The following is a 17,251-nucleotide window of genomic DNA, read 5'->3' on the forward strand; positions in this document are numbered from 1 at the left end:
CCTTTGCTTGCACATTTCCCCTTGTGGGAGCGGGCTTGCTCGCGAAGGCAGTGTGTCAGTTAATGATGATGTCGACTGGCGCTCCGCTTTCGCGAGCAAGCCCGCTCCCACAGGGGGGGTGCCTGTTCTTCAGACTAGGGCAGGCTCCTTTTGGACCGTGGTGATCCTTGTGTTGGCCTCAAGCATCATCTGCGCCGCTTTCTCGGCGATCATCAACGTCGGCGAGCAGGTGTTGCCCGAGGTGATGCGCGGCATGATCGAGGCGTCGGCGATGCGCAGGCCGCGGATGCCGTGGCCGCGCAATTGCGCGTCCACCACGGCGTCGCGGTCCTGGCCCATTCGGCAGGTGCCGACCGGGTGGAAGATCGTCGTGCCGATGCGTGCGGCGGCCTGGTGCAGTTCTTCTTCGGTTTGCAGGCTGGGGCCCGGCAGGTATTCCACCGGCTTGAAGGCGCCCAGGGCCGGGGCCGCGACAATGCGTCGGGTCAGGCGGATGGCGTCGGCGGCCACCCGCAGGTCTTCGGGATGGCTCAGGTAGTTGGGCTGGATCAACGGCGCTTCATGGGGCTCGGCCGAGCGAATGTCGACCCGGCCCCGGCTTTGCGGGCGCAGGTCGCAGACTGACGCGGTGAACGCTGCGAAGCTGTGCAGCGGCTCGCCGAAGCGTTCCAGGGACAACGGTTGCACGTGGTATTCGAGGTTGGCCGACGCCTGCTCGGGACCGGAGCGGGCGAACGCGCCGAGTTGGCTGGGCGCCATCGACAACGGCCCGCTGCGGTCGTACAAGTAGCGCAGGCCCATGCCCATCTTGCCCCAGAGGGTGCCGGCGATCTGGTTCAGGGTGCGGGCATTTTCCAATTGGTAGATCAGCCGCAGTTGCAGGTGATCCTGCAGGTTGCCGCCGACGCCGGGCAGTTCGTGGGCCACGCCAATCCCCAGGCGTTGCAGCAGGGCGCGCGGGCCGATCCCGGAGCGCTGCAGGATCCCCGGCGAGCCCACGGCGCCGGCGCACAGGACGATTTCCTTGCGGGCCTTGAAGGTCATGCCCTTGCCTTGCCAGCGAGCGCGGACGGCATGGGCGCGGTCGTCGCGCAATAACACGCGATCGACTTCGACCTCGGTCAGCACGGTGAGGTTGGGCCGTTGGCGGATCGGCTTGAGAAAGGCCTTGGCTGCGTTCCAGCGGACCCCGGCCTTCTGGTTGACCTGGAAATAGCCGCAGCCTTCGTTGTCGCCGCCGTTGAAGTCGTCGACATTGGGGATGCCGCTCTGCTCGGCGGCGCGGCGAAAGGCGTCGAGAATGGGCCATGACAGGCGCTGGCGTTCGACCCGCCACTCGCCGCTGGCGCCATGGAATTCGGACGCGCCGGCGAAGTGGTTCTCGCTCTGGCGGAACAGCGGCAGGACGTCGTCCCAGGCCCAGCCGGGATTGCCTTCGGCGGCCCAGGCGTCGTAGTCCGCGGCCTGGCCACGCATGTAGATCATGCCGTTGATGGAGGAGCAGCCGCCCAGGACCTTGCCGCGCGGGTAACTCAAGGCCCGCCCTTGCAGGCCGGGTTGTGCTTCGGTCTTGAAGCACCAGTCGGTGCGCGGGTTGCCGATGCAGAACAGGTAGCCCACCGGAATGTGAATCCATGGGTAGTTGTCGCGCCCACCGGCTTCCAGCAGCAGGACCCGGTGTTGCGGGTTGGCCGACAGTCGGTTCGCCAGCAGGCATCCGGCAGGGCCGGCGCCCACGATCACGTAATCGTATTCATCGACGACAGGTTGCATCCGCGACCTCTTTTTTTGTTTTTGTGGGTTCATCCTAGTTGTTAGTTTTCGTTAAAAGAATGTTAGTTTTTGCGCACCGGCTGTGCGTTTATGGACAGCGACGTGCCAGGAGCCCCCATGTTCGACTGGAATGACCTGCGCTACTTCCTGGAGCTGCAACGCAGTGGCCGCCTGCTGACCGCCGCGCGGCGGTTGAACACCACCCATGCCACCGTGGCCCGGCACATCGAGGCCATCGAGAAGAGCCTGGGCACGGCGCTGTTCGTCCAGCAGGCCCAGGGCTATGAATTGACCCCCGCCGGCGAGGCCTTGCTCAAGCATGCCGAGGCCATGGAGAACGTGGCGTTGCTGGCGCAGGAAGACATCACCCAGTCCAGCGCGCCGCTGGGCAAGATCCGCCTCGGGGTGACCGAAGGGTTGGGCATCATGTTCCTCGCCAGCCGCATGGATGGGCTGTTCCAGCGGTATCCGGGGTTGGAGGTGGAGCTGGTGGCGGTGCCACGGTTCGTCAGCATCCTCAACCGCGAGGCGGAAATCAGTATCCACCTCGAACGCCCGGCGGCTGACCTGCTGGTGACGCGCAAGCTCACCGACTACAGCCTGGCGCTATACGCCAGCCAGGCCTACCTGGACCGCTCGCCACCGCTGCGCAGTCGCGAGGACCTGGCTCGTCACGCCTGGATCGGCTACGTCGACGACTTGCTGTTCAGCCAGGAATTGATGTTCCTCAACGGTTTTTGCCGCAACCCCCGGGTGGTGTTCCACAGCACCAGTGTCATCGCCCAGCAGCAGGCCGCGCGCTCGGGCCTGGGCATCGCCGTGCTGCCTTGCTACATGGCCAGCGGCGACCCGGCGCTGGTGCCGCTGCTGCCGGACGAAACCCTGCGCCGCAGCTACTGGATCAGCACCCGCCGCGAGCTGCACAAGTCGGTGCGCTTGCGGGTGTTGTGGGATTACGTGGTGCAACTGTGCGAACGGGAGCAGGGGTTGCTGTTGCCCTGACCAGGCGTTGGCAAGGGCATCGATACGCCCCGCGACTGGCCGCCCAAGCCCCCATTTCTGGCCCCCAATGACCTCAAGCCGATGGGCTGGCGTGCCTTAGTGTTGGCCTAGAAGAACAAAGGCGCAGCCAAGAGGGCCCCATGCCGGCAACGACACCTTCAACCTGGCTCAACCCGATCTCCATCCTCCTGCTCGGCTTGCTGCTCGCCGGCTGCGGCGACGAGCCCAAGCCGCCCGCGCCCACGGTGTACACCGCCATGCCTGCCGATGCGGCGCTGGCGCAAATCTACGACAGCAGTTGCAAGCTCTGCCACGCCAACCCCGGTGCCGGGGCGCCGCTGACCGGCGATGCCAACGCCTGGGCGCCCCGCGTGGCCCAGGGCGCCGACACCCTGTTGGACCACGCGATCAATGGCTACAACGGCATGCCGCCGATGGGCCTGTGCATGCACTGCTCCGAAGAGCAATTCCTGGCCTTGATCGCCTTCATGTCCGGCCAGCACTTCCAATGACAGACAAGGGTACGACGGCATGACGATGGATTTCTCACGGCGCCGGTTGCTCCAAGGCGCCGGCGTGGTCGCGGCCTACACGGCACTCGGCAGCCAGGGCGCCCTGGCCGAGCTGATGCGCGCACCGCGGCTGATCCCTTGGCGCAATTGGTCCGGGGCACAGAGTTGCTTGCCGGTGGCGCGCCTGGCGCCCAAGGACCTGGATGAACTGGTGCAAGTGGTGACCCGAGCCGAAGGACGTATTCGTCCGGTGGGCTCGGGGCATTCCTTTAGCGCGCTGGTGCCCACGGACGGGACCTTGCTGTCGCTGAGTTTTTTCAGCGGCCTGCTCGATCACGACGCGGCCAGCCTGCAAGCCGAATTCGGCGGCGGTACGCCGATGTCACGCATGGGCCCGGCGCTCAAGGCCATCGGCCAGGGATTGCCGAACATGGCCGACGTCGACTACCAAACCCTGGCCGGGGCCATCGCCACCTCGACCCACGGCACCGGCAAGGCGTTCGGCTCCTACGCGTCCCAGGTCGTCGGCCTGCAACTGGTGACCGCCGCTGGCGAGGTCCTCGATTGCGACGTCCGTCGGCACCCGGACGTGTTCAAGGCCGCCCGGGTCTCCCTGGGGGCGCTGGGGCTGGTGACCCGGGTGCGCTTGCAGAATCGCCCGGCCTATCGGTTGCGCGAGCGCCAATGGGTGGCGAAGACCGAAGAGTTGCTGGAGGACATCGACGCCCTCACTCGCGACAACCAGCACTGGGAAATGCAGGTGGTCACTCATTCCGACTATGCCTTGTCGGTCACCCTGAACGAGACCACCGACCCGGCCACGCCGCCCATCAGCCCGGAAGAAGAGGGCGGCAACGAGTTCGTCACGCTGATCGAAAAACTCGACAAGTACGGCAGCGATTTTCCGGCCACCCGCCGGGTGTTGCTGAACAGCCTGCGGCTGCTGGCCGATTTCGACGACCGCGTCGGTGACTCCCACGACATCTATGCCAATGCCCGCACGGTGCGCTTCAACGAGATGGAATACTCGGTCCCGGCGGAACACGGCCCGGCGTGCCTGCGGGAGATCCTTGCGCTGATCCGCGACAAGAACCTGCGCACCTGGTTTCCCATCGAGTACCGCTACGTCAAGGCCGACGACATTGCCTTGAGCATGTTCGAAGGCCGGGACAGCTGCTCGATCTCCGTGCACCAGCACTACCAGATGGACCACCACAATTTCTTTGCCGCCGTCGAACCGATTTTCTGGAAGTACCAGGGTCGTCCGCACTGGGGAAAATTGCACTCGCTCAACGCCAGGGCGCTCCAGGCGCTGTACCCGCGCTGGCCGGAATTCGCCCGGGTGCGCCAGGCCCTGGACCCCGCCGGCAAGTTTCTCAACGGGCATCTGTCGACAATCCTGGGGGTGAGCTGATGGGTTTCAATCGTCGCGGTTTCCTCAAGGGAACATTGGGTGCGGGGGCGTTGCTCGCCGGTGCCGCCGTGCTGTTGCGCCCCCAAGACCGGGGCGGGCCGTACAGTGAGTATTTCCGCCAATTGAACCGCGAGCTCAAGGCCAACGGGCCGATGCGCCCGGTGCTGCTGGTCGACCTCGATCGCCTGGATCACAACATCGACGTGGTCAAGGCCTCGGTCCGGCGGACCGGCAAGCAGTTGCGGCTGGTGGAGAAATCATTGCCGTCGCCCGGGTTGCTGGCCTACATCGGCCAGCGGGCCGAGACGCGACGGCTGATGTCGTTCCACCAACCGTTTCTCAATCACGATGCGATGCAGTTCGCCGAGGCCGATATCCTGCTGGGCAAGCCGCTGCCGGTGCGCTCCGCCGAGCTGTTCTACCGGTTGCACAAGGGGCCGTTCGACCCGGCGCGGCAGTTGCAATGGTTGCTGGACACCCCGCAGCGGCTCGAACAATACCGCGCCCTGGCCCAGGGCCTGGGCACGCGTGTGCGGGTCAACATCGAACTGGACGTCGGCCTGCACCGCGGTGGCGTGGCCGATGAGGCGAGCCTGGACGCCATGCTCACGTTGATCCGGGCCCATCCGGCGCACCTGGAGTTCGCCGGGTTCATGGGCTACGACCCGTTCGTGGGCATGGGCGTGCCCGAGCTGCTGGCGAGCCCACAGACATTGCTGGCCCGGGTCATGGCGATCTACACCGCACGGGTGGATTTCGTCCGCCTGCGTTATCCGGACTTGTGGCATCCGAGCCTGACCTTCAACACCGCCGGCAGCCCCAGCTATCGGCTGCACGAGCAGGAAAACCTCAGCACCGAAGTGTCGGTGGGCACGGCCATGCTCAAGCCCAGCCACTACGACCTGCCGTCCCTGAGCGAGCACGTGCCGGCGGCCTATATCGCCACGCCGGTGTTGAAGCGCACCGGCGCGGTGAACATCCCGGCCCTGGACGAAAAGTCACGGATCTTCTCCTGGTGGGACGTGAACCAGCGGGCGACGTTTTTCATCTACGGCGGCAACTGGATGGCCGACTTCGAATCGCCCTCCGGCTTGAAGAGCAACAGCCTCTATGGCCGCAGCTCCAACCAGGAAATGGTTAACGGTTCAGAAGCGGTGGGGTTGGCGCTGGAAGACCAGGTGTTCCTGCGGCCGACCCAGACGGAGTCGGTGTTGCTGCAGTTCGGCGACTTGCTGGCGGTGCGCGGCGGGCGGATTGTCGAGCAATGGCCGGTGTACAGCTGATCGCGCATGGGTAGGCTCGCTCCCACAGGTTTGGCGATGGATTCGACTTTTGCGAACACGGGAAACCTGGTGGGAGCGAGCCTGCTCGCGAAGGCGGCGGTACAGCCACCCTCGATGCTGGCCGGCCTATCGCTATCTCGAGCGGGCTCGTTCCCACAAAAGAAGGGGGCAGGGGGTCAGAACGCGAACGGAATACTGACCTTGGCCCACAGCATTTCGCCCTCGGGGCGGTTTTCCACGTCGAATTCCTTGGCCCAGCGGATTTCCGCGCTGGCGTACTTGAGGAAGGTCAGGTGCAGCGCCGGGCCGATGGCGAAGACCTGGCCGCGTACGCCGTCGTCGACGTCCTGCCCGGCGAATTGCACCGTGCGGCCGTACTGTTTGTCGTCTGTAGTCTGCTTGAGGTAATAGCCATTGAGCCCGAGCCGCAGGTTGTCGGTGACCCGGTAGCTGGCCGAATAATCGAAGTGGAAGATCTGCCCCGAGCGGTAGTCGGTGTCCTTGTTCTCGCGGTTGAAACTGTAGGTGGTCTTCATCGACACCTCGGTCTCCTCGGTGGGCAGCCAGGTGAAGGAGAACAACGGCTTGTAGGTGTAGAAGTTGTTGCTGGTGTTGGCCAGCCGGTCGGTGCTGTATTCGCCGGTGGGCACGGTGATTTCCACCGCCGCGGCCAGGGTCAGGTTCTTGCCCATGTCCCAGAGCACGATCGGTGAAATGGTCGTGTCGCCCATGCCCTCGCGGGTGTCATGCAGCCCGAACGCCGAGACTTCCTGCTTGAGCCACGGTTGGGCGACGTAGATGCCCAGGCGCCCGCCGGCCACGCGCAGCGGGCTCAGGTAGTCGATCCGCGGGACCACCGCCGTGGATTCGATTTCAACCTTCGGCACATCGCCGCCCAAGGAACTGATGTTGAATTTTCGCGCCTTGTAGTGGTTGTAGTAGAGGTTGAAAGCGACCATGTGGTCGGGAAGGCTGTCGACTTCCAGCGGCAATACGAAGAAGCCGTCGGTGCCGGGGCCGATGTTGTCGACGCCGGATTCCGTCGCCAGCGCGGACAGGGGAAGTGCCAGCCCGAGGGCCAATGGCAAGGCAAGGGTCGTGCGGATCGGGTTCATAGGGGAGCTCATTATTATTGTTGGAGATGCACCGAAAGTCCGAGCCATACAAATAAGCCGTTAGTGGCGGCCGGGGCAGGGTATTGGCGGCCACGCAGGGGACTTGGGCGGCCAGATTTTGTGTCCCCCATTGCGCCGGCGCATGCTAACGTTCATGAAACAACCGGTTACAAAAACGCCACCTAACGTGCTCCGGATCCCGCCATGCAGATGAAAGTCATCGACCCCACCTATGAACTGGCGCTGGTCTCGCCCTTCCTCTTGCAAACCCTGGCCGAGGTGGTGGCGGACAAGGGCTTCGATGCGGCCAGCCTGTGTCGCGGCCTGGGCTTCGGGCTCGATGACCTGCAAGATCCCGCCCAGCGTATCTCCTATCGCCAGGCGGTGATCATGATCCAGCGGGCGCTCAAGCTGCTGCCCGACCAGGGCCTGGGGCTGTGGGTCGGCGACCGTAACGTACTGGGCACCCTTGGCCTGCTGGGCCACGTCCTGTCGTTGTGCGAAACCCTGCGCGATGCCTTCGCCGTAGGCGTGCGCTACCAGCACACCACCGGCGGCATCGCGCTGACCAGTGTCGAAGAAGCCGCCGGGCGGATCATGGTCGAGGCGACCTGTCGCCTGCCGTTCGCCGAGATCCAGGTGTTCGCGGTCGAAGAGTTCTTTGCCAGCCTGATGGTCTACGGCCGGGCGCTGGCGGGCCCGGATTTCAAGCCCCAGGCCGTGGAATTCATGCATGCCGCGCCGTCCTACGCTCGGGAATACACGCGGCTGCTGGGGCCGGATGTGCGCTTCGGCTGCCGGCACAATCGCATGTTGATCGATGGCCGTTGGCTGGACATGCGTTTGCCCAACCACCACCCGTTGGCGTTGCGCCAGGCACTGGCGTTGCTGGAGCAGGAGGCCGCCGAGGTTCACCAGAAGATCGACCTGATCCAGGCCGTGGAGCGGGCGATTGCCCGTGACCTGGCCCGGGGCAGCCACATCGAGAAGATCGCCAGCGACCTCAACATGAGCAGCCGGACCCTGCGCCGTCGCCTCACGGAACACAGCCTGACCTTCGAAGCCTTGCTCGAACAGGTCCGGCGGGGGCGGACCCTGAACCTGCTGGCGAACCCCGAGCTGTCCATCGAGCGCATCACCGAAGAGGTGGGCTACAGCGATGTGCGCAGTTTCCGCCGGGCGTTCCGGCGCTGGACCGGCATGAGCCCCAGCGCGTTCCGCAGCGAGGGCGCCGAGGCACGGCTCTAAGGTTATGTCCAAACGGTATTTCTCAAGCCGCAGGCAGTGTCCCTAAGATCACGTCATAACTCGTTATGACAAGTGATGGGATTCATGTCCAACAACGTTCTCTCCCTCAGCAGCGTGCCGCTGCACACCCAACTGCGCGACGTGTTGCGCGCGCGAATCCTCGACGGCGAATACCTCCAGGGCAGCCAGATGCCCTCGGAAAGCGAACTCGGTACGCTGTTCAGCGTCAGTCGCATCACCGTCCGCCAGGCCCTGGGCGATTTGCAAAAGGAAGGGCTGATTTTCAAGATCCATGGCAAGGGCACCTTTGTTGCCAAGCCCAAGACCTTCCAGAACGTCAGCACCCTCCAGGGCCTGGCCGAGTCCATGACCGGGCGCGGCTTCGAGGTGATCAATCGGCTGCACAGCTTCCGGTTCATCGCGGCAGACAAGCGGGTGGCCGAGCGCCTGGGCCTCGCCGAAGGCGAAACGGTGGCGCAGATCAAGCGGGTGCGGTTGATCAACCGCGAGCCGATTTCCCTGGAGATCACCTACCTGCCCAAGGCCCTTGGCGAGCGCCTGGAAAAGGCCGACCTGGTCACCCGCGACATTTTCCTGATCCTGGAAAACGACTGCGCCTTGACCCTCGGCCACGCCGACCTGGCCATCGATGCGGTGCTGGCCGACACCGAGTTGACCCAGGCCCTGGAGGTCGAGCCGGGGTCGCCGATCATGCGCATCGAGCGCCTGACCCATGATGCCAGCGGCCAGCCGCTGGACTTCGAACACCTCTACTACCGCGGCGATGCTTTCCAGTACCGCCTGCGAATCGACCGGCAAAAAGGGACGCAAGCATGACCCACAGCGCTGTGACTGGAAGCACCCTGGAACAGGAATACGACCTCGTCGTCATCGGTGGCGGCACCGCCGGGCCCATGGCGGCGATCAAGGCCAAGGAGCGCAACCGTGACTTGCGCGTATTGTTGGTGGACAAGGCCAACGTCAAGCGCAGTGGCGCCATCAGCATGGGCATGGACGGGCTGAACAACGCGATCATTCCCGGCCACTCGACACCCGAGCAATACACCAAGGAAATCACCATCGCCAACGACGGCATCGTCAACCAGGCGGCGGTGTACGCCTATGCCACCCACAGCTTCGAAACCATCGAGCAACTGGACCGCTGGGGCGTGAAGTTCGAGAAGGACGAAACCGGCGACTACGCGGTGAAGAAGGTCCACCACATGGGCGCCTACGTGCTGCCGATGCCGGAAGGGCACGACATCAAGAAAGTGCTCTATCGCCAGTTGAAGCGGGCTCGGGTCAGCATCACCAACCGGCTGGTCTGCACCCGCTTGCTGACGGATGAAGAGGGCGCGGTGAACGGCGTCATGGGCTTCGATTGCCGTACCGCCGACTTCCACGTGATCAAGGCCAAGGCGGTCATCCTCTGCTGCGGCGCGGCGGGACGCCTGGGCTTGCCGGCCTCGGGGTACCTGATGGGCACCTATGAGAACCCCACCAACGCCGGGGACGGCTATGCCATGGCGTACCACGCCGGGGCCGAGCTGGCGAACCTGGAGTGCTTCCAGATCAACCCGTTGATCAAGGACTACAACGGCCCGGCCTGTGCCTATGTCACCGGGCCCCTGGGCGGCTACACCGCCAACAACAAGGGCGAGCGCTTCATCGAGTGCGACTACTGGAGCGGGCAGATGATGTGGGAGTTCCACCAGGAGCTCGAAGGCGGCAACGGCCCGGTGTTCCTCAAGCTCGATCACCTGGCCGAGGAAACCATCCAGAACATCGAAGAGATCCTGCACAGCAACGAACGGCCCAGTCGCGGGCAGTTCCACGCCAACCGTGGCACCGACTACCGCACGCAGATGGTGGAAATGCACATCTCCGAAATCGGTTTTTGCAGCGGTCATTCGGCCTCGGGCGTGTGGGTGAACGAGCGGGCCGAAACCTCGGTCAAGGGCCTGTACGCGGCCGGCGACATGGCGGCGGTGCCGCACAACTACATGCTCGGGGCGTTCACCTACGGCTGGTTTGCCGGCCACAACGCCGCGGACTTCGTGGCGGGGAAGGATTTCTCGGCGCTGGATGCCGGGCAGATCGAACGGGAGAAGGCGCGTGTCTACGCACCGCTTAACCGTGAGCACGGCCTGCCACCGGCCCAGGTGGAATACAAGCTGCGCCGCTTCGTCAACGATTACCTGCAACCGCCGAAGGTCACCAAAAAGATGCAGATCGGCCTGCAACGCTTCAGCGACATCCAGCGCGACCTGGACCAGATCAAGGCCCACGACGCCCACGAATTGATGCGCGCCATGGAAGTCAGCGTGATCCGCGACTGTGCCGAAATGGCCGCCCGGGCCTCGTTGTTTCGTGCCGAAAGCCGCTGGGGGTTGTACCACTACCGGGTCGATCATCCGCAGCGCAACGACAGTGACTGGTTCTGCCATTGCCATTTGAAGAAGGGCGACGACGGTGTGATGACCTCCTTCAAGAAAGCCGTGGAGCCCTACATCATCGCCCTCGATGCCGAAGAACTGCAGGCCTACGACCGGCTGCGGGTCGACGCCAGCGCGGCGTGAACCTTCCACCCAGAGAGAACGCCCATGGCCTATCAACCCCAGGAAATCTTCTTCCGCTCCAATGCCCCCGTCACCGTGGACGAGGACAAATGCATCGCCCACAAGGGCTGCACCGTGTGCGTCGACGTCTGCCCCATGGACCTGCTGGCGATCAACCCGGCCACCCAGAAGGCCTACATGGCGTTCGATGAATGCTGGTACTGCATGCCCTGTGAAAAGGATTGCCCGACCGGGGCGGTGAAAGTCGAGATTCCGTATTTGCTGCGCTGACCGAGCGGACGCTATCGCGAGCAAGCTCGCTCCCACAGAGGATGTGGGGTGAACGCCGATAAACCTGTGGGAGCGAGCCTGCTCGCGAAGAAACCACCACAAACCCAAAAGCCATCCGGCCACCCCCGGACGCACATTCACAACACCCCTCGTTTCCCACCGCGCCATGATCGTGGCGGAGACGAAATCCAATAAATGATTCGAGGGGACACACCCATGCTATTGCGTGCAGCACTCGCCAGTCTGGTACTGGCTTCATTGACCTTGCCGGCCCAGGCAGAAACCATCCGCATCGCCATCGGCACCCAGGACACCACGATCAACTGCGCCGCCGGCGGGTTGCTGATCCGTGAGTTGGGCCTGCTGGACAAGTACCTGCCCCATGACGGCGCCTACAAGGACGCCCACTACGACATCCAGTGGAAGAACTTCACCAGCGGCGCGCCGCTGACCAACGAGATGGTCGCCGGCAAGCTCGACTTCGGCGCCATGGCCGATTTCCCGGGGGCGTTCAACGGCGTGGCGTTCGAAACCGCCGGCAAGCACAGCCTGTTCATCAGCGTGCTGTCGGGCAGCACCCGGGGCAGCGGCAACGGCATCGTCGTGCCGAGTGCGTCGGGCGTGCAGGCCCTGGCCGAGCTCAAGGGCAAGACGATTTCCGTGCCGTTCGCCTCCACCGCCCACGGCATGTTGCTGCGCGCCGTGGCGGCCCAGGGTTGGGACCCGCTCAAGGACGTGAACATCATCGCCCAGCCGCCGGAGGTGGCCGGCTCCGCGTTGCAGGCCGGCAAGATCGACGCCCACGCCGACTTCGTGCCGTTCGCCGAACTGTTCCCCAGCCGGGGGTTCGCCCGCAAGATCTACGACGGTGCCCAGGCCGGCGCGCCGACGTTCCATGGCGCGCTGGTGGACCAGGCCTATGCCAGGCAGTACCCGGAAATCGTGGTCGCCTACCTGCGTGCGTCCCTGGAGGCGAACCAGCTGCTGGCCGCCGAGCCGGAGAAGTACAGCGAGCTGATCGCCAAGGTCACCGGCGTGGATGCCGAGGTCAACTACCTGTTCCATGGGCCGCTGGGCGTACAGACCCGCGACCTGACCTGGAAGCCGGAATACCGCCAGGCCGTCGGCACCGCCATCGACACCCTCAAGCTGCTGAAGAAGGCCGATCGCGGCCTGGACCTCAACACCTTCATCGATGACCAGTACATCCGCGCCGCCTTCAAGGCCTCGCACCTCGATTACGCCGCGCAACTGGCCAACTACGCCCAGACCCCGCTGGCCACGCCCGACGCCGCGACGGGCCAGGCGATCAGCGACTTCAGCCGCGTGGCCGAGATCTGGGTGCGGGGCGAGCCGAAAGTGCGCCACTACGCCTCGGCGCAATCGGCCTTCGCCGCGCTGGCGAGCCTCAAGCAGGAAGGCAAGGGTATCCGTGCCGTCTATGCCCAGGCCAGCGACAGCGGGATCAAGCTGCTGGCCGAACAGGCGTGGTTCGCCCGTGATGCCCAGGGGCAGCTCAGCGCGTTCCTGCTCAAGGGCCAGGCCGAGCAATACGCCGCGGCCCAGGGCGGCAAGGTCCTGGATTTCAGCGAAGCCACGGCCCAGGCGGTTGCAGCCCGATAAACCCTGACACCGACCCCCTGTGGGAGCGAGCTTGCTCGCGATGGCGTCAGGTCAGTTGAAGTCGAGGTGCCTGACACACCGCTATCGCGAGCAAGCTCGCTCCCACAGGAATCCGCTGCGGAGAAGAATTTGTGTATCCACCATCCAAACGCTGGCTCCCCCGAGCCGCTTCACTATTGCTCTGCCTGCTGTTCTGGCAACTCGCCGCCACCGGCCACTGGGACCTCGGCCTGGTGACCTTCGCCAATGTGCCGACGCCGCTGGCCGTGGTCCAGGCCGCGCTTGGCCTGGAAGCCTCGGGCAGCCTGGGGCGGCACTTGGGCAGCAGCCTGGGCCGGGTCTTTGCCGGGTATGGCGCGGCGGTGTTGGCTGGCGTCGCCCTGGGCCTGGCCATCGGTCGTTCGAAATGGGCCGAGGACCTGCTGTTGCCGCCGCTGGAAGTCCTGCGGCCGATCCCGGCGGTGGCCTGGATTCCCCTGGCGATCCTGATGTTTCCCTCGTCGGAACTGTCGATGGTGTTCATCACCTTCACTGGCGCGCTGTTTCCGATCCTGCTCAACACCGTGCACGGCGTCGAAGGCGTGGACCGACGGCTGATCGCCTCGGCGAAAAGCCTCGGGGCCGGGCGTTGGGCGATCCTGCTGGAAGTGATTCTGCCGGGCGCCGCGCCGAGCATCATCACCGGCCTGGCCATCGGCATGGGCACGTCCTGGTTCTGCCTGGTGACGGCGGAGATGATCGCCGGCCAGTACGGCATCGGTTACTACACCTGGGCGTCCTACACCGTGCAGAACTACGCCGACATCGTCGTCGGCATGTTGTTGATCGGTGTGCTGGGCATGGGCAGCAGTGTCTTGATCAAGCGCCTGGGCGGGCTGTTCACGCCTTGGCATCGACCCCGAGGAAAAGCCTGATGAGCGTGATGCAAGCGCCAGAAGGGCGGATTGATATCCGCCAGTTGTCCATTGTCCTGGGCCAGGGTGCCCAGGCGTTCGAAGCCGTCCAGGGCCTCGATTGCCAGATCGAGGCGGGCCAGTTCGTCTGCGTCCTGGGGCCGTCCGGGTGCGGAAAGTCCACCTTGCTCGGCGCCTTGGCCGGGCACCTGCAACCGCGTACCGGCACCTTGCAGGTCGACGGCTTGCCGGTGGCGGGGCCATCGCCCCAGCGCGGGATGGTGTTCCAGCAGCACACGCTGTTCCCGTGGCGCAGCGTGCGCGATAACGTCGCCTTCGGCCTGAAGATGCGCGGCCTGGGCAAGGCCGAACGGCACCGCGCCGCCGATGAAATCCTCGCCCTGGTGGGCCTGGACGGTTTCGCCGGGCACTGGCCGGACCAGCTCTCCGGGGGCATGCAGCAGCGGGTGGAAATCGCCCGGGTGCTGGTCAATCGGCCGCGACTGCTGCTGATGGACGAACCGTTCGGCGCGCTCGATGCCTTGACCCGGTTGAACATGCAGGAACTGCTGCTGGACATCTGGACCCGCATTCGCACCACCGTGGTGTTCGTGACCCATGACATCGACGAGGCGCTATTCCTGGCCGATCGGCTGCTGGTGATGAGCCCGCGTCCCGGCCGGATCATCGAGGACTTGCGCCTGGACTTCGCCCGGCCACGCACCACCGAACTGGTCACCCGTCCCGAATTTTCCCGGCTCAAGCGCCACTGTCTCGAATTACTGCGCCATGAAGACGGCCAGCAGTTGCCACGCCTCAACCCCCTCGGACTCCCTCCTGAAACCTCCTTGCCGCGATTTGCCCTATGACCCCTCTATTCGAAGACACCGACAACGATGACATCCTCGCCCTGCAACCGCGCCTGGAGGACGAGGACCCCGGCGTGCGCCGCATTGCCTTGATTGAACTGGCCGACCTCGAAGAGCCCGAAGGCCTGCGGTGGCTGGTGGATCGCCTGGCCCACGATGACAGCGCCGAGGTCCGTGCCGAAGCCGCGCGATTGCTCGAGGCCTGGGAAGACGCGCCGGTGGTCGCCGCGTTGTGCCAGGCCCTCACCGATCCGTCGCCGACGGTGCAGGACGCCGCCGCCCAGAGCCTGAGCCTGCTCAAGAGCGAGGCGGCGGGGCGGGTGATCCTGCCCTGGGCCGGCCATGGCGAGGCCCGTGTGCGCGTCGCCGCGTTCAGGGCCTTGCGCGAATTGCGCCTGGCCGACGCGGCCCCGGTGGCGCTCATTGCCCTGGCCGACCACGATGCCAGTGTTCGCCGCGAAGCGGTGGGCGTGCTCGGCTGGCTCAAGCACCTCGACGCATTGCCTGCCCTGGCGCGGTTGGCCAGTGACGACCCCGACACCGACGTGCGCCGGGCCGCCACTGGCGCCCTCGGCCTGGCGTCTGACGCCCAGGTCTTGCCCGCCCTGCGCCAGGCGCTGCGGGACCCGGCCTGGGCGGTGCGCGAAGAAGCCGCCACCACCCTGGGCAAGGTCGGCCAGGTCGATGCCGGCCCGGCCCTGGTCGAGGCCCTGGCGGACGACTATTGGCAAGTGCGCCTGCGCGCCACCCGCAGCCTGGGGCGTTTACGCTACGCCCCGGCATTGCCGGGATTGATCGAGTCCCTGGGGCATCGCATCAGCAATCTGCGCAAGGAAGCCGCCCTGGCCTTGGGGGAGTTGAACGAACCCGAGGCGATCCCGGCCTTGCAGGCCGCCCGGGATGATGGCGACCCTGAAGTGCGCAAGGCCGTGCGCATTGCCTTGGCGCAACTGCAATGAGCCCGCTGTCAATGAGTAATTCCCTGGGCAAGGGGCAGTTGAGCCTGGACTGGCCCGACGGTCGTGAACAACGGCTGGACCACGCCGAACTGCGTCGCCAATGCCCCTGTTCCCAGTGCCGGGCGTTTCGCCTGCAAGGGCTGGCGGTGCGGGTTGACTCGCGGGTCCGGGTGGTTGAAATCCATGCCCAGGGCTATGGGGTGCAACTGGTCTTCAGCGATGGCCATGAGCGGGGGATTTATCCGTGGGCTTACCTGGCGGGGCTGGGGCACTGATCCATCGCTGTCGCGAGCAGGCTCGCTCCCACAGGGGATTTGTGGCGGGCGTAGAAATCGTGAACATCCGGATTCAGAACTGTGGGAGCGAGCCTGCCGGGAGCAATGAGGCTGACAAGCTTGCTCCACAGGGAGATGACGCTGTGAGCTGACTGGCGGTGCTTGTCAGAAAAAACCGACAGGAGTACAAATGTACTCCATGACGACTCTCACGCCCCGCCGCACCGCCATCCTGACCTTCATCCGCGAACGCATCGCCGATCAGGGCCAGTCTCCCAGCCTCGCCGAGATCAGCGAGGCGTTCGGTTTTGCCTCGCGCAGCGTCGCCCGCAAGCATGTGCTGGCGTTGACCGAAGCCGGCTTCATCGAGGTCAATCCCCACCAGGCCCGGGGCATCCGCCTGCTGAACCAGCCACCGCGGCCCGAACTGCTGGATGTACCGGTGCTGGGGCGGGTGGCGGCCGGCGCGCCGATTGGCGCCGATGCCGAGGTCCACAGCCGCCTGATGCTGGACCCGGCGATGTTCACCAAGGCGCCGGATTACCTGTTGCGGGTCCAGGGCGACTCGATGATCGAGGACGGCATCCTCGACGGTGACCTGGTGGGGGTACAACGCACCCCCCAAGCCGCCAACGGCCAGATTGTCGTGGCGCGGCTCGACGGTGAAGTCACCATCAAGCGTTTCGAGCGGATCGGTGAGCGCGTGCGCTTGCTGCCACGCAACCCGGCCTACCAGCCGATCATCGTCGAAGCCGACCAGGACCTGGCCATCGAAGGCGTGTTCTGCGGCTTGCTGAGGCAAGGCTGATGGGGGCCGTCGTCGCGCTGGACACGCTGTTCAACGGCGGCCAGGTCTGGAAGGGCCGGCCCGCGCCTCCAGCCGTCAGCCCGCAGCCCACCGGCCATGCTGCGCTGGATGCGGCGTTGCCCAGTGGCGGCTGGCCGGAAGCGGCGTTGACGGAGTTGCTCATCGCCGCCCCGGGCGTGGGCGAATTGCAATTGGTGTGGCCGACCCTCGCCCGATTGTCGACCGCGGGGGAGCGCATCGTGTTGGTGGCGCCGCCCTTCGTGCCTTACCCCCAGGCCTGGCGGAACGCCGGGGTGGACCTGCGCCAGTTGTCGGTGATCCAGGCCGATGAGCGCGATGCCCTGTGGGCCGCCGAACAATGCCTGCGCTCGGGCAGTTGCGGCGCGGTGTTGTGCTGGCCGCGCCAGGCAGACGACCGGGCCCTGCGCCGGTTGCAGGTGGCGGCCGAAACCGGCCAGACCCTGGCCTTCGCCTGGCGCTCGCTGCAGGAGGCTATCAACCCGTCGCCAGCGGCCTTGCGCATCGCCATCGATGCCCGTCCCGCGCAGTTGCGCGTGCTCAAGTGCCGGGGCGGGTTGGCCGGTTCGGCGCCGATTGCCTTTGCCGCGCCTGCGACCAGGCATTGAGG

General features: G+C 65.4%; 17 protein-coding genes. 15 read left to right on the top strand and 2 right to left on the bottom strand.

What is annotated here, in order from left to right; all coding sequences use genetic code 11:
- Positions 1-129: 129 nt before the first annotated feature.
- Positions 130-1,773 carry a GMC family oxidoreductase gene (locus Q6A48_RS19985; RefSeq protein WP_304555963.1) on the bottom strand — a complete coding sequence of 548 codons (1,644 nt, stop codon included), beginning with the start codon at positions 1,771-1,773 and terminating at the stop codon, positions 130-132.
- Positions 1,774-1,890: 117 nt separating this feature from the next.
- Between Q6A48_RS19985 and Q6A48_RS19990 the strand changes: the two genes are divergently transcribed.
- From Q6A48_RS19990 to Q6A48_RS20005, 4 genes are all read left to right on the top strand, one after another.
- Positions 1,891-2,775 carry a LysR family transcriptional regulator gene (locus Q6A48_RS19990; protein ID WP_304555964.1) on the top strand — a complete coding sequence of 295 codons (885 nt, stop codon included), beginning with the start codon at positions 1,891-1,893 and terminating at the stop codon, positions 2,773-2,775.
- 140 nt (positions 2,776-2,915) lie between these two features.
- Positions 2,916-3,287, top strand: coding sequence for a c-type cytochrome (locus Q6A48_RS19995; RefSeq protein ID WP_304555965.1), 372 nt, complete (start codon positions 2,916-2,918; stop codon positions 3,285-3,287).
- 115 nt (positions 3,288-3,402) lie between these two features.
- A complete protein-coding gene (locus tag Q6A48_RS20000) occupies positions 3,403-4,701 on the top strand; it encodes a D-arabinono-1,4-lactone oxidase (RefSeq protein WP_304556003.1) in 1,299 nt (432 codons plus the stop codon).
- Positions 4,701-5,984, top strand: coding sequence for a DSD1 family PLP-dependent enzyme (locus Q6A48_RS20005; RefSeq protein ID WP_304555966.1), 1,284 nt, complete (start codon positions 4,701-4,703; stop codon positions 5,982-5,984). The genes Q6A48_RS20000 and Q6A48_RS20005 overlap by 1 nt, the downstream gene beginning before the upstream one ends.
- 176 nt (positions 5,985-6,160) lie before the next feature.
- Here the strand turns inward: Q6A48_RS20005 and Q6A48_RS20010 are convergent, their stop codons facing one another.
- On the bottom strand, positions 6,161-7,099 hold the full coding sequence (locus Q6A48_RS20010; protein WP_304555967.1) for a SphA family protein: 939 nt from the start codon (positions 7,097-7,099) through the stop codon (positions 6,161-6,163).
- Between the two features lie 204 nt (positions 7,100-7,303).
- On the opposite strand from Q6A48_RS20010, the gene Q6A48_RS20015 reads away from it, so the two are divergent.
- The 11 genes from Q6A48_RS20015 (at position 7,304) to imuA (ending at position 17,249) form a co-directional block, all read left to right on the top strand.
- Entirely contained in the window at positions 7,304-8,347 is a 1,044-nt protein-coding gene (locus Q6A48_RS20015; protein ID WP_304555968.1) for an AraC family transcriptional regulator, read from the top strand.
- A gap of 84 nt (positions 8,348-8,431) precedes the next feature.
- The gene (locus Q6A48_RS20020; protein WP_304555969.1) at positions 8,432-9,184 is read left to right on the top strand and encodes a GntR family transcriptional regulator; all 753 of its coding nucleotides are present in this window, start codon (positions 8,432-8,434) and stop codon (positions 9,182-9,184) included.
- Positions 9,181-10,926 carry a fumarate reductase/succinate dehydrogenase flavoprotein subunit gene (locus Q6A48_RS20025; RefSeq protein WP_304555971.1) on the top strand — a complete coding sequence of 582 codons (1,746 nt, stop codon included), beginning with the start codon at positions 9,181-9,183 and terminating at the stop codon, positions 10,924-10,926. Before Q6A48_RS20020 ends, Q6A48_RS20025 begins: the two co-directional genes overlap by 4 nt.
- 24 nt (positions 10,927-10,950) lie before the next feature.
- Complete coding sequence (locus Q6A48_RS20030; RefSeq protein ID WP_003180418.1) at positions 10,951-11,196, top strand: 4Fe-4S dicluster domain-containing protein; 246 nt, start codon at positions 10,951-10,953, stop codon at positions 11,194-11,196.
- Positions 11,197-11,412: 216 nt separating this feature from the next.
- Positions 11,413-12,819, top strand: coding sequence for an ABC transporter substrate-binding protein (locus Q6A48_RS20035; protein WP_304555972.1), 1,407 nt, complete (start codon positions 11,413-11,415; stop codon positions 12,817-12,819).
- 131 nt (positions 12,820-12,950) lie between these two features.
- On the top strand, positions 12,951-13,733 hold the full coding sequence (locus Q6A48_RS20040) for an ABC transporter permease (RefSeq protein ID WP_304555973.1): 783 nt from the start codon (positions 12,951-12,953) through the stop codon (positions 13,731-13,733).
- Complete coding sequence (locus Q6A48_RS20045; RefSeq protein ID WP_304555974.1) at positions 13,733-14,581, top strand: ABC transporter ATP-binding protein; 849 nt, start codon at positions 13,733-13,735, stop codon at positions 14,579-14,581. Before Q6A48_RS20040 ends, Q6A48_RS20045 begins: the two co-directional genes overlap by 1 nt.
- Positions 14,578-15,540 carry a HEAT repeat domain-containing protein gene (locus Q6A48_RS20050; RefSeq protein WP_304555975.1) on the top strand — a complete coding sequence of 321 codons (963 nt, stop codon included), beginning with the start codon at positions 14,578-14,580 and terminating at the stop codon, positions 15,538-15,540. Before Q6A48_RS20045 ends, Q6A48_RS20050 begins: the two co-directional genes overlap by 4 nt.
- Entirely contained in the window at positions 15,537-15,815 is a 279-nt protein-coding gene (locus Q6A48_RS20055) for a DUF971 domain-containing protein (protein ID WP_304555976.1), read from the top strand. Before Q6A48_RS20050 ends, Q6A48_RS20055 begins: the two co-directional genes overlap by 4 nt.
- Before the next feature lie 190 nt (positions 15,816-16,005).
- Positions 16,006-16,623 (top strand): transcriptional repressor LexA, encoded by a 618-nt coding sequence (gene lexA / locus Q6A48_RS20060; protein WP_304555977.1) that lies wholly within the window; start codon positions 16,006-16,008, stop codon positions 16,621-16,623.
- Positions 16,623-17,249 (top strand): translesion DNA synthesis-associated protein ImuA, encoded by a 627-nt coding sequence (imuA, locus tag Q6A48_RS20065; protein WP_304555978.1) that lies wholly within the window; start codon positions 16,623-16,625, stop codon positions 17,247-17,249. The genes lexA and imuA overlap by 1 nt, the downstream gene beginning before the upstream one ends.
- The last annotated feature ends 2 nt before the right edge of the window (positions 17,250-17,251 follow it).

The sequence above is a fragment of the Pseudomonas citrullilanati genome, assembly GCF_030580855.1.
In the GTDB taxonomy this organism is placed as follows: Bacteria; Pseudomonadota; Gammaproteobacteria; order Pseudomonadales; family Pseudomonadaceae; genus Aquipseudomonas; species Aquipseudomonas citrulli.

Coding starts and splice junctions, on each gene's coding strand:
- Q6A48_RS20045 (WP_304555974.1), top strand. CDS start 13,733: ATGAGCGTGATGCAAGCGCCAGAAGGGCGGATTGATATCCGCCAGTTG.
- Q6A48_RS20010 (WP_304555967.1), bottom strand. CDS start 7,099: ATGAACCCGATCCGCACGACCCTTGCCTTGCCATTGGCCCTCGGGCTG.
- Q6A48_RS19985 (WP_304555963.1), bottom strand. CDS start 1,773: ATGCAACCTGTCGTCGATGAATACGATTACGTGATCGTGGGCGCCGGC.
- lexA (WP_304555977.1), top strand. CDS start 16,006: ATGTACTCCATGACGACTCTCACGCCCCGCCGCACCGCCATCCTGACC.
- Q6A48_RS20055 (WP_304555976.1), top strand. CDS start 15,537: ATGAGCCCGCTGTCAATGAGTAATTCCCTGGGCAAGGGGCAGTTGAGC.
- Q6A48_RS19995 (WP_304555965.1), top strand. CDS start 2,916: ATGCCGGCAACGACACCTTCAACCTGGCTCAACCCGATCTCCATCCTC.
- Q6A48_RS20000 (WP_304556003.1), top strand. CDS start 3,403: ATGCGCGCACCGCGGCTGATCCCTTGGCGCAATTGGTCCGGGGCACAG.
- imuA (WP_304555978.1), top strand. CDS start 16,623: ATGGGGGCCGTCGTCGCGCTGGACACGCTGTTCAACGGCGGCCAGGTC.
- Q6A48_RS20020 (WP_304555969.1), top strand. CDS start 8,432: ATGTCCAACAACGTTCTCTCCCTCAGCAGCGTGCCGCTGCACACCCAA.
- Q6A48_RS19990 (WP_304555964.1), top strand. CDS start 1,891: ATGTTCGACTGGAATGACCTGCGCTACTTCCTGGAGCTGCAACGCAGT.
- Q6A48_RS20015 (WP_304555968.1), top strand. CDS start 7,304: ATGCAGATGAAAGTCATCGACCCCACCTATGAACTGGCGCTGGTCTCG.
- Q6A48_RS20030 (WP_003180418.1), top strand. CDS start 10,951: ATGGCCTATCAACCCCAGGAAATCTTCTTCCGCTCCAATGCCCCCGTC.
- Q6A48_RS20050 (WP_304555975.1), top strand. CDS start 14,578: ATGACCCCTCTATTCGAAGACACCGACAACGATGACATCCTCGCCCTG.
- Q6A48_RS20035 (WP_304555972.1), top strand. CDS start 11,413: ATGCTATTGCGTGCAGCACTCGCCAGTCTGGTACTGGCTTCATTGACC.
- Q6A48_RS20005 (WP_304555966.1), top strand. CDS start 4,701: ATGGGTTTCAATCGTCGCGGTTTCCTCAAGGGAACATTGGGTGCGGGG.
- Q6A48_RS20025 (WP_304555971.1), top strand. CDS start 9,181: ATGACCCACAGCGCTGTGACTGGAAGCACCCTGGAACAGGAATACGAC.